Raw genomic sequence first — 11,782 nt, 5'->3', positions numbered from 1 at the left:
TTAATATAAAGGTTATAATCTCAGGAATTGCAATGTCAGTAATTTTTGGACTTTCGTTTTTATTTACAAAAAATGCACTTGACTTTACAACTCCATATAATTTTTTATCAATAAGGTTTTTATTTGCATCTTTATCTTTTTTAATATTATTTGCTTTAAAAATAATAAAGATTAAAAATGCTAAAAAATTATATAAATTACTAATCGTTGCGTTTTTTCAACCAATTCTATACTTTATCTTTGAAACAAACGGTTTAAAATTTGCCACTTCATCTGAAGCGGGAATTTTAATTGCTACAATACCAATTTTTATAACATTTTTATCCCCATTTATTTTGAAAGAAAAAATTCCTAAAATAAATTACTTATTTGTATTTTTAAGCTTTTCTGGTGTGCTACTAATAATGGGATTAAACATTAATGAAGGATTTAAAGGGAAGATTTTAATTTTGTTCGCAGTGTTTTCCGCTGTTTTTTATAATTTTGCTTCAAAATATTTTTCTAAAGAATTTTCACCACAAGAAGTAACATTTGTTATGATGATAACTGGTTGGGTTTTTTTTACAATTCTTGCTTTAATAAAAAGAGAATTAGATTATAGTGTAATATCAAATAAAAATGTTTTTAGCTCAGCTATATACCTGGGCATTTTTTCATCAACAATTGCATTCTTTTTAATTAATTATATGCTTTCAAAAGTTTCTCCTGTTCAGTCATCAATATTTTCTAATTTAACTACTGTTGTTTCTGTTATGGCTGGATTTTTTATTAGAAACGAAAGAATAACACTTAACCATATTATTGGAATGTCACTAATTATATTGGGTGTTTGGGGAGTAAATTACTTTAAATATCGCAGCGAAAAATAAATATGTTCTCCAAGCACAATATTATATGACTTTTCAAATTCTTCTTCTAAGTTATCCGAATAACCACAACCACGAATTTCTAAAACTTGGAAACCGTATTTTTCAAGATCTTTTATATCTTCTAATGTAAAACATCTAGAATTAAAAACTCCGTATTGTGAACCAACAGTAGTTATATGATACTTTTCAAATATTTCCATTTCACGTTTACTTCCATATTTCTTCACTAACTTTCTCATATAGTAATAACTATCTACCGTCGCAAATAACAATCCATCTTTGTTAATAATATTAGAGAGTTTTTTCATAACTAAATCTAAGTCTTCAACATAACTTAGTACATCTCCCTGAATATTTAAAATATCAAATTTATCATAAGTATCAAAATTTTCTATAGTAGTATTGAAATATTTTACTTTATCTTTAAACTTTTCCTTTGCAAACTCTATCATTTTTTCAGATGGCTCAAGAGCGTACACAGAAAAATCCTTATTTAAAAAATATTCAAGCCAATAACCTGTACCACTTCCAACATCAAGAACTTTAGCATTTTTCATATTTATAGTTTTATCCATATAGTGTTCTACAGCTTTTCGCAATGTTAACCATTTTTCATTATTATACATTTCATCATACATATAAGCTATTCTGTCATAGTATTCATATGATTTCATCATATTATCTTATCCTTTTATATTGATCATAGTTTCGAACTATTTTATTATTTATCTTTAACACTCCAAAACTGCGACCTTTCATATATAATTTTAGCATTCCACCAGAAACATAAAATTTTTCATCTGATAATAAATCAACAAACTCCGTTCCACTTAATATTCTCCCATCAGGAACATTTACTACCATTTCAATTTCTTTATCATTCTTATTTACATAAACAATAATATTATCTAAAACCATTTGAGATTTTCTCATAAATATTAACGGTTCATTTGATAAAAGCTCAAATCCACCATATCTTAGAGCAGGTTCTTTCTTTCTTAAATTAATCAATTTTTTATAGAATTCCCTTAGTTCATTATCCCATTTCTTTCTATCCCACTCCATTGTTTTTCTACATTCTGGATCATTCCCGCCATCAATACCTATTTCTGTTCCATAATAAACTACTGGAACACCAGGATATGTAAATTGCAATAAAATTGCAGCTTTTCTCTGAAATTTATCTCTTAAAACTGTAGAAAGTCTTTCGCTATCATGACTATCTAGCATATTCCAACATGCATGAATATTTTCAGTTTCGTTATATGTTTTTTCAAGATAAAATCCGCAATTTGGATTTTTATCATTTAAATATGAAATTACATTTTCTCGGAAATGATAGTTCATTATTCCATCAACCATACTCCAATACGACGGATACGTCCATAGCTCACTTACAACATATTTTTCCGAAGAAAATTCTTTTACTTTCGCAGTTATAAATCTATTTATTTCAGGTCCTAAATCTTGCCCACAATCAAGGCGCCAACCATCAATACCAAGCTCTAAATATTTCCAAAGAATTTCTGCAATATAATCTTTAACAACTGTTTCCTCTAAAACAAGTTCTGGCAAACTTCTCGTTCCCCACCAACCTCTGTAGTGACTTTCATAAAATACAAACATATTTCTATACTTTTTACTACCTTTTAGAGCTTTTCTAAACAAGACATGCTCTTTTCCAACATGATTGAAAACCCCATCAAGGATAAGCTTCACATCATTCTTATGTAAGTTATTTATTAAATTTTTTAATGCCTTTAAACCTCCAAATTGGGGATCGATTTTAAAATAATCAGTTGTATCATATTTATGATTTGACTGTGCCATAAATATTGGAGTCAAATAAATTGCATTTACTCCTAAATCTTTCAAATATTCTATTTTCTCAGAAATTCCCCATAAATCACCACCATAAAATATCTTTACATGAGAACCATCGTTTGATCTTTTTGGAGAAATTCCCCATTTCTCAATTTTACCTCCACGTTTTTCGTACAAATGACGTTTATCCTCAACAGTTTTACCTTTTCCTATAAAAAATCTATCTGGAAAAATTTGATAAATTACGGTATCATATACCCAAGATGGTATTGGAAATAAATGCTTCATATTTAATACCTCCAATTTTAAAAATTACATTAAAGAGTATAACATAGAAAAAAATTTTTTAAAGATTTAAGGAGGTGATTTCCATTGGAAAATAAAGTTGCTTTAATAACTGGTGGTGCAAGAAATATTGGAAAAAGCCTTGCAATAGGTTTTCTAAATAACGGCTACAAAGTTGCTGTAATAGATTATAATAGAAAATTACTTGATAAATTACCGGAAAATGGAAATCTTTTAAAATTTTACGGTGATGTGTCTAATGAAAAAGATGTTATAAAATTCATAGAATATATAGAAAAAACTTTAAAAGATTAGATGTAATAATTAACAACGCAGCAATTTCAAACTTTAAAAATTTTCTTGAAATTACATTGGAAGAATGGGAAAAAGTAATTAAAGTAAATCTAACAGGGTACTTTCTAATTACAAAATACGGTGTACCCCTAAAACTCAAAACCTCAGGAAAAGGTTCTATTATAAATATTGCATCAACAAGAGCTATTATGTCTGAAAAGGATAATGAAGCATATAGTGCTTCAAAAGCAGGAATTCTTGGACTTACACACGCACTTGCAAATTCATTAGGTCCCAATATTAGAGTTAATACAATTAGTCCAGGATGGATACTACATAAAGATGAGCAAATAAGTCAAGAAGAACATATGCAACATCTTGTTGGCAGAGCAGGTACACCAAATGATATCTTAGAACTTGCATTATTTCTTGCAGATGAAAAAAAGGCAGGATTTATAACAGGACAAAATATAGTTATTGATGGTGGAATAACCAAAAAAATGATATATATTTAAGGCCCCTATCAGGGGCCTTAAACTCAACTATATTTTAAATTTCTTTATCACACTGTCCATCGAATTTACTACCTCTCCTAATTCCTCACTTAATGAGGCTATGTTTTGAACACCTTTTTCAAGATTATCAATCATCTGTTTACTTCTTTCAATCTCATCAACTTCTTCCATAAGAGTTCTTGTTGTACTATCTACTGCACTAGACATTTCCTCAGCTGCTGCACTTTGCTCTTGTGCAGCTGCAGCGGTATTATTTATCATATTTGTTATATTAAATATTTCATTTTCGATGTTTTCTAACTGTTCTTTAACAACTTTAGAAAAGTCTGAAGCTTCTTTAATACTCTCAACTGTTTTTTTAGTATTTAAGTTTACCTTTTCTGCATTACTTCTTATTCCTTCAAGAATTTTTCCAATATTTTCTGTTGCTGTTTTACTTTCTTCAGCAAGTTTTCTAATTTCATCAGCAACTACTGCAAATCCTTTTCCTGCCTCTCCAGCCCTTGCAGCCTCAATTGCTGCATTCAATGCAAGTAAATTTGTTTGCTCTGAAATTTGATTAATAGTTTCCAAAATTTCACTTATATTTGCAGCTGATGTAGATAATTCAGACACCATGTTTGCAGTACTCAAAATTTCTGAATATCCTTTTTCGATTAGATCATATACTTTATTAACAGATTCTGTTCCTGATTGTACATTTTGTGAAATTTCATTTGCTCTTTCTGAAAGATCCATAGATGATTTGGAAACGTTTTGAGCACTTGCTGCAACTTCCTCAATACTTGAGTTAATTTCTTCAAGAGAAGCAGAGATATTTTGAGATTCAGCAACAATTTTTTCAAATGTGCCTACAACATTTTGTGCAACTTTTTCCTGTTCTTCTGAAACTTCTCTCAAATTTTTTGATGAAGCTTCTACAGTTTTTGAGTTATTATTCAATTCATTAACAATATTTCTTAATCCGTCAACCATATTGTTAAGCATTTGTGCAATTTTACCAATTTCATCTTTTCTTTTTATTTCAACCTTTTGAGTTAAATCACCATTAGCAACATTCGCTGTAAATTCAACAACCTTTTCAACATCTTTTTTTATCTTCTTTCCTATAAATAATACAATTACAAATATTACAATAATAATTATCGCTGAAATTATAATATTAGGAATAATAAGACTGTTTAAAGATTTTTGAATATCATCAACATAAACACCTGCACCAATCATAAATTTATATGGTTCAAACCATCTTGCATATGCAATCTTTCCAACTTCTTTATTAACTGAAGGCTTATTCCAAATATAATCATAAACAAATTCATCATTTTTTCTTGCACCCTCTACTAAATCAACTAATACATATTTACCACTTGGATCCTTCACTTTATCAGCTTTCTTACCTTCTAAAGTTGGATGAACAACTCCAACATAGTTTTTATCAAATATAAACACATAATTACTACCTTCAAATTTCATAGCACTTACATATTTTTTTACCATTTTAATAGCCTGTTCATGATTAATTTGACCAGATTTTTCCATATTGTATATATTTTCTATAATTCCATAAGCACTATCCACAACATTTTTTACCGCATCTACTTTCAAATTTGTTAGTTCATTCTTAGCAGTCAAAAAATTAGTAAATAAAAAAGAAAAAGTCAAAACCAAAATCGATACTAAAACAATGGCTAAGATTAGTTGAGTTAACCCCTTAAAGTTCATTTTAATACCTCCTTTAAAAATGAGTTTAGTAATATTTTGAAAATTTAATACTAAGTATTATTATATCAAAAAATAATTATTTTATTTAACACAAAGTTAACTATTTTACAAACAGGTTACTATATTAACTTAAACTTTAGATTAAAAAAGCAAAAATAATTATAAATTATCCTATATTAACTTAATTTATAAAAACTTTAATTAAAACTATATTATTAATTAAATAAAATAAAACCAGCACCAAGTGCTGGTTTTAAAATATTATTTTTATTCAAATTTTGATTATATATTCTTTGACCAATAATTTGGGGGCTCTTTAGTAACAATTATGTCATGTGGATGGCTTTCTTTTACAGAGGCAGGTGTTATTTTAATAAATTGTGCTTTTTCCTGAAGTTCTTTAATATTTGCAGCTCCAACATATCCCATACCTGATCTTAATCCGCCAATCAATTGATAAACAACATCTTTTACATTACCTTTAAAAGGCACCATTCCTTCTACACCTTCAGGTATAAATTTTTGATTTCCGCTTTGAAAATATCTATCCGCACTACCTCTGCTCATTGCTCCAAGTGATCCCATGCCTCTATATGATTTATACTTTCTTCCTTGATATAATATAGTCTCTCCCGGTGCTTCCTCGGTACCTGCAAATATACTTCCTAGCATAACTGTTTCAGCACCTGCAGCTAATGCTTTTACAATATCGCCAGAAAATCTAATACCACCATCTGCTATAATTGGCACATCATATTTTCTAGCAACTTCTACACAATCCATTATTGCAGTAAGCTGTGGAACACCTATTCCCGCAACAATTCTTGTAGTACAAATTGAACCTGGGCCAATTCCAACCTTTACAGCGTCAGCACCATTTTTAATTAACTCTTCTGTTGCTTGAGCAGTTGCCACATTACCAGCAATCACCTGAAGCTCTGGAAATTCTCTCTTTACCATTTTCAAAGTTTCAATTACTTTTTTAGAATGGCCATGTGCAGTATCGATAACTATTACATCAACCCCGGCTTTTACTAATGCTTCAACTCTAATAAGTGTATCTTCACTTGTTCCAACTGCTGCACCAACTAATAATCTCCCTTTTGAATCTCTTGAAGCATTCGGATGTTCAACTACACTTTTAATGTCTTTTATAGTAATTAATCCTGCTAGCGTACCATCTTCATTAATAAGAGGAAGTTTTTCAATTTTATTTTCATGTAAAATATCTCTAGCCTCTTCTAGTGAAATTCCTTTTTTTGCAATTACTAATTTATCTTTTGGTGTCATTAATTCAAATACTTGTCTTTTTGGATTTCTTTCAAAACGTATATCCCTGTTTGTAATTAACCCCAAAAGTTTATTATTTTCATCTACAACAGGCAATCCTCCAATTTTATATTCTGCCATTATTTTATCAGCTTCTTCAACTGTTACGTTCGGTAATATAGTAACTGGATCATCTATTATTCCATTTTCTGTTCTTTTAACTATTTTAACTTGATGTGCTTGTTCTTCAATCGTCATATTCTTGTGTATTATACCAATTCCACCTTCTCTAGCTATAGCTTTTGCAAGTTCTGCCTCGGTTACAGTGTCCATAGCCGCACTTAAAAGTGGTATTTTAAGTTCAATTTTTTTGGTAAGTCTAGTAGTTACATCTACTTGTGCTGGTAAAACTTCACTATAGCCTGGTACCAACAAAACATCATCAAATGTTAATGCTTCTCTCATAGATACACCCCCACTTTCAGTTTTTATAATTAAAATTCTTCTAATGTTTCAACAAACGCTCTTGACAGTGCATAAAGATAATCATTTGATAAGTTCTCTGCTATATATGATTCTATTTCATCCATATGTTGCCAAATCTTATCAAATGCCAAATTAAACATCTTGTTTACAGCATTTCTAGTCCAAATCTCCTCGGGCCAATCTCCATCTTCAAAAATTTCAACCAAAATTTCTCCCACTTTTTCAGCAAAATTTCCCATGAAATAATTTGTATAAACTACTACGAGATCTCTATTAACTTCATATCTTTCTGAATCTAATTTTTCTAAAATTTCTTTTGTTTCTTTGCTCAATTTTTCTTCACTGCCCCAAAATAAAGCATCTAATGATTCAAATTTAATTGATTCAATATCCCCAGAAAGTTCCTCTATTGTTTCTAACATTTCATCATCGTCAAATTGTTCAAACAAATAACTTTCATCATCTTCTTCATCAAAATCTTTATAATGACATTCCTCAACTATGCTCTCTATATTTTCAAGCAGAAAATCTTTTATATCTTCATCACTCAAAACTTCATCATAGTTAAAATAAACTATTTCAGAATAAACTTCATTAAAGTTAATAATAAAATTACGTAAAAATCTTATATAATCATCATCCGACAAACTTTCTAAAAAATTCATAACACAATCTCCTGCATCACCTTCACAATCACTAAAATCAGCTTCTTCTAAACTTTCAATAATTTCATCCGGCGAATCATAAACAATATCTTCAATAGCTGGAAATAAAGTCTCTTTTTGAGGCAAAACTCCAAAACTAATTCCTTTAATATCATCTTTTTCTGTCAATTTTAAATAATCACTCATTCTCTCATCGTTTGTAACATCATTAACTCTATAAATAGGCATTTTTACACCTCCAAAAAAGTAAAATGAAATTTATCTTCTTAAAATTATTTGGTAAAGATAATAAAAATACGTACTAAGAAATACTATTGCTTCAAGTCTAAATATTCTTTTTCTAAAGATTGAAAAAACAAACAATAATACAGCCATTAAATTCATAACTATAAGATCAATTGTAAAATTATTAACATCAACAACTAAATTTCCAAACAATGAGCTAACACCTAGTATCAGTAAAATATTAAAAACATTACTTCCAACTATATTTCCAACTAAAATATCACTTTCACCTTTTACTGTTGAAATAATGCTAACAACGATTTCCGGCAATGACGTTCCAACGGCAACTATAGTTAAACCAACAAAAGTCTCACTAAGGTTAAAAAATTCAGCGATTTTTACAACATTTTTAATAGTCATTTCACCGCCAATAGAAACTCCAACTACTCCCAAAACAATTAAAAATATAGAAAGCCATGTACTCTTAACTTCTTTTACCTCTTCTTCAAATTCTTCTTGAACAATTTCTTTTGCACTAGTTATAAGATAGTATATATAGATAATCATCAATAATAAAAACACTATTCCATAGTTCCAAACTAAATCGTAATCTTTCAAAAATAGCGCAGTAAAAGTAAAAGTTGAAATAAGCATGAAAGGCATTTCAGCACGCATGGTTTGCTTTTTTATAGGAATTGAAACAAATAAAGCCGACAAGGCAAGAGCAAGCGAAATATTTGCAATATTACTTCCAACTACATTTGAAATTGAAACGCTTGAATAACCTTTAAAAACTGCAACTAACGAAGCGACAAGTTCTGGCAATGATGTTCCAAAAGCAACTACTGAAAGACCAACAACCATTTTTGAAACACCCAAATTTAAAGCTACAGATACCGCTCCTTCTACAAGCCAATCTGCTCCTTTAATTAGCAAAATAATACCAATAATAAGTCCTATAAAAGTCCAAAACATATTTTTTAACACCTCACATTAAAAATATCTAAATTCAACGTACGCTATAGAAACTATTAAAGAAATTAAAGATGGTATTATGGAAAATTTCATATACTCTTTAAAAGAAACAGATCTTTTTGAATATTTTAATAGCATGGTAATTGCAACAATATTTGCAGATGCACCAATTTGTGTAAGATTTCCTCCAAAACATACACCAAGAGATAAAGCCCACCAATAAGGATTTAGATTAACAAAAGTAGAGTTAATTGAAGGAAGCATCTTAATTACAGGAATCATTGTCGCAGTAAATGGAATATTATCAAAAAATCCACTAACTACAAATGACATAATAATCAGAAACATTCCAAATAATTTTGGGGTACTTCCAAAATTTTTGCTTAAAATCATTGCTAAATTTTTTAAAATTCCAGTATCTTCAAGTGCACCTGTTATAATAAACAAGCCTATAAAGAAAAATATAGTTCCCCACTCAATCTCACCAAAATGTTTTTCAACATTTTTTGGGTCAATAACCAAAATCGATAAAAAACCCATTCCAAATGCTATGACTGAACTATGCACTCCTATTTTTTCTTGAACTGTAAATAAAATTATTACACTTATCAACAAAACTGTAGATTTAATTAAATTACTTTTTGTAATTTCAATAGCAGAAAATTCAAAACTTATATTTTTCTTCAAATATTTTTTATTTTTTAAAACAAAATATAAAATAATAATTCCCCAAGTTAATAATGTAGCTGGAGAAGTATTCAATATAAAATCATTAAAAGTAAGCCTTGCTGCATTTCCAATTAAAATATTGGGGGGATCACCTATTAAAGTGGCTGTACCTCCGATATTAGAACTAAAAACCTCTGATAGAACAAAAAAGGTAGGATCAATACCCGCGGCATCCGCAACTGCAAGTGTTATTGGTATAAAAATCATTATTGTGGTTACATTATCTACAAAGGCAGAAAAAAACGCTACAAAAAAGTTTAAAAGAATAAAAATAGATAAAAAAGAATTTTTAGAGAAATGAATCAGTTTAAAAGCTACAAATTCAAAAAAACCGGTACTTTTTACAGCAGATACAAGAAGCATCATTCCAATTAAGAGAAAAATCGTATCAAAATCAACATAATTTTTAAATAAATAATCAGGATCTTCAAATACTCCAAAAAAAGTTAAGATAAAAGCACCTAAAACTACAGAAATTGATCTATGAACTTTTTCAGAAATTATTAGATAATATACAACAACAAAAATAAATAAAGAGATAATTGCATCTATAGTCAAAGTATTACCTCCCAATTTTGTCTATTAAAAAAAACAGGGCTTTTAAGCCCCGTTGGAGCGGGCGACGGGACTCGAACCCGCGGCCCTCAGCTTGGGAAGCTGATGCTCTACCACCTGAGCTACACCCGCTCAATTACATTTTTATTATATCAAATACCATTTATATTTTCAAGTTTTATAACTTTATCATACCCTGGAATCCCATAAATGCTAAAGACAACAAAGATGCTGTAATCAACGCAATTGGAAGTCCTTCAAATGGTTTTGGTAAATCATATAATTCCAATTTTTCACGAATTGCACTAAATATTATTAATGCTAAAAGAAAACCAAGTCCTGCACCAAGAGAGTTAAAAATTGTTTCTAAAAGATTGTAATTATTCATACTGTTTATAAGGGCAACACCCAATATTATACAATTTGTGGTAATAAGTGGAAGAAATATTCCAAGTGCATCATACAAGTTTGGATTGTTTTTCTTCAAAAACAATTCAACAAATTGAACAAATGATGCAATAACCAAAATAAATGCAATTGTTCTTAAAAATTCAAGGCCAAGTGATATTAAAAGTCTATCAACAAACCAAGAAATAGTAGAGGACATTACAAGAACAAATGTTGCTGCAAGACCCATTCCAACGGCTGTATCCATTTTTTTAGACACACCTAAAAACGGGCAAATACCTAAAAACCTAATAAAAACATAATTGTTAACAAGCATTGCTGATAATAATATCAAAAAAATCTTCATTTAGCGTTCCCCCTTTCTTTCTTCTTCATACCTATATATGCAAAAAGTGCGGCAAGTAAACCTAATGTCAAATAAGCGCCCGGGGGAAGAATCATAATAAACACGTTAAATGCTTTACCCCAAATTTTTACATCAAATAATGTACCACTTCCAAGCAATTCTCTAATTGCACCTAAAAGGGTTAAACTTGCTGTAAAGCCAAGTCCCATTCCAAGACCATCTAACATTGAATACCAAACATTATTTTTTGATGCAAATGACTCTGCTCTACCCATAATTACACAGTTAACAACAATAAGAGGAATAAATAATCCTAATGTTTTCCAGAGATCGTATACATAGGCATGCATTAAAAGATCAACAATTGTAACAAAAGATGCAATTATAGTTATAAATATTGGAATTCTTATTTTTTCAGGAACTGCTTTTCTTAAAAGGGAAACAACTATGTTTGACATAACTAAAACAGCAGTAGCAGCAAGCCCCATTCCAAGACCATTCTTCGCGCTTGTAGTAGTTGCAAGTGTTGGACACATTCCTAATGCTTGAACATAAGTAGGATTTTCTACAATAAAACCTTTACTGAATTCTTTCCATGATCTGCTCGCCATT

10 protein-coding genes, 1 tRNA gene and 1 pseudogene are annotated in these 11,782 nt (G+C 29.5%); 2 read left to right on the top strand and 10 right to left on the bottom strand.

The genetic code is table 11. The features are described 5' to 3' along the window. Nucleotides 1-5 precede the first annotated feature (5 nt). The gene (locus tag EO083_RS07675; protein ID WP_126993573.1) at nt 6-869 is read left to right on the top strand and encodes a DMT family transporter; all 864 of its coding nucleotides are present in this window, start codon (nt 6-8) and stop codon (nt 867-869) included. Here EO083_RS07675 and EO083_RS07670 read toward each other — a convergent pair. Both EO083_RS07670 and aglB read right to left on the bottom strand, forming a co-directional pair. After that, nucleotides 842-1,546, bottom strand: coding sequence for a class I SAM-dependent DNA methyltransferase (locus tag EO083_RS07670; protein WP_126993572.1), 705 nt, complete (start codon nt 1,544-1,546; stop codon nt 842-844). The two genes, EO083_RS07675 and EO083_RS07670, sit on opposite strands and share 28 nt — an antisense overlap. Nucleotide 1,547: 1 nt before the next feature. After that, nucleotides 1,548-2,981: a cyclomaltodextrinase gene (gene aglB, locus EO083_RS07665; RefSeq protein WP_126993571.1), complete on the bottom strand. Its 1,434-nt coding sequence runs from the start codon at nt 2,979-2,981 to the stop codon at nt 1,548-1,550. An 84-nt stretch (nt 2,982-3,065) separates the two neighbouring features. Between aglB and EO083_RS07660 the strand changes: the two are divergent. Next, nucleotides 3,066-3,787: pseudogene (locus EO083_RS07660) on the top strand (SDR family NAD(P)-dependent oxidoreductase). A gap of 27 nt (nt 3,788-3,814) precedes the next feature. Here the strand turns inward: EO083_RS07660 and EO083_RS07655 are convergent. The 8 genes from EO083_RS07655 to rsxE all read right to left on the bottom strand — a co-directional run bounded on the left by EO083_RS07655 (nt 3,815) and on the right by rsxE (nt 11,781). Further along, nucleotides 3,815-5,512, bottom strand: a complete 1,698-nt coding sequence (locus EO083_RS07655; RefSeq protein ID WP_126993570.1) for a methyl-accepting chemotaxis protein — start codon at nt 5,510-5,512, stop codon at nt 3,815-3,817. Between the two features lie 282 nt (nt 5,513-5,794). Beyond that, a complete protein-coding gene (gene guaB, locus EO083_RS07650) occupies nt 5,795-7,246 on the bottom strand; it encodes an IMP dehydrogenase (protein WP_126993569.1) in 1,452 nt (483 codons plus the stop codon). Between the two features lie 29 nt (nt 7,247-7,275). After that, nucleotides 7,276-8,160 carry a hypothetical protein gene (locus EO083_RS07645; RefSeq protein ID WP_126993568.1) on the bottom strand — a complete coding sequence of 295 codons (885 nt, stop codon included), beginning with the start codon at nt 8,158-8,160 and terminating at the stop codon, nt 7,276-7,278. 30 nt (nt 8,161-8,190) lie between these two features. After that, on the bottom strand, nt 8,191-9,132 hold the full coding sequence (locus EO083_RS07640) for a calcium/sodium antiporter (protein ID WP_126993567.1): 942 nt from the start codon (nt 9,130-9,132) through the stop codon (nt 8,191-8,193). 18 nt (nt 9,133-9,150) lie between these two features. Beyond that, entirely contained in the window at nt 9,151-10,419 is a 1,269-nt protein-coding gene (locus EO083_RS07635; RefSeq protein ID WP_126993566.1) for an ArsB/NhaD family transporter, read from the bottom strand. Between the two features lie 53 nt (nt 10,420-10,472). Beyond that, nucleotides 10,473-10,548: transfer RNA gene (locus EO083_RS07630), tRNA-Gly, on the bottom strand. A gap of 46 nt (nt 10,549-10,594) precedes the next feature. Beyond that, the gene (gene rsxA, locus EO083_RS07625) at nt 10,595-11,170 is read right to left on the bottom strand and encodes an electron transport complex subunit RsxA (RefSeq protein WP_126993565.1); all 576 of its coding nucleotides are present in this window, start codon (nt 11,168-11,170) and stop codon (nt 10,595-10,597) included. After that, entirely contained in the window at nt 11,167-11,781 is a 615-nt protein-coding gene (gene rsxE, locus EO083_RS07620) for an electron transport complex subunit RsxE (RefSeq protein WP_126993564.1), read from the bottom strand. Before rsxE ends, rsxA begins: the two co-directional genes overlap by 4 nt. Nucleotide 11,782: the final 1 nt, after the last annotated feature.

It is taken from the genome of Thermosipho globiformans (assembly GCF_003990895.1).
Lineage (GTDB): Bacteria > Thermotogota > Thermotogae > Thermotogales > Fervidobacteriaceae > Thermosipho > Thermosipho japonicus.
This window is presented reverse-complemented; position numbering and strand designations above follow the sequence as displayed.

Bases quoted from the DNA above. Each gene is read 5' to 3' on its own strand.
- EO083_RS07670 (WP_126993572.1), bottom strand. From the start codon at position 1,546: ATGATGAAATCATATGAATACTATGACAGAATAGCTTATATGTATGAT.
- aglB (WP_126993571.1), bottom strand. From the start codon at position 2,981: ATGAAGCATTTATTTCCAATACCATCTTGGGTATATGATACCGTAATT.
- EO083_RS07655 (WP_126993570.1), bottom strand. From the start codon at position 5,512: ATGAACTTTAAGGGGTTAACTCAACTAATCTTAGCCATTGTTTTAGTA.
- guaB (WP_126993569.1), bottom strand. From the start codon at position 7,246: ATGAGAGAAGCATTAACATTTGATGATGTTTTGTTGGTACCAGGCTAT.
- EO083_RS07645 (WP_126993568.1), bottom strand. From the start codon at position 8,160: ATGCCTATTTATAGAGTTAATGATGTTACAAACGATGAGAGAATGAGT.
- EO083_RS07640 (WP_126993567.1), bottom strand. From the start codon at position 9,132: ATGTTTTGGACTTTTATAGGACTTATTATTGGTATTATTTTGCTAATT.
- rsxA (WP_126993565.1), bottom strand. From the start codon at position 11,170: ATGAAGATTTTTTTGATATTATTATCAGCAATGCTTGTTAACAATTAT.
- rsxE (WP_126993564.1), bottom strand. From the start codon at position 11,781: ATGGCGAGCAGATCATGGAAAGAATTCAGTAAAGGTTTTATTGTAGAA.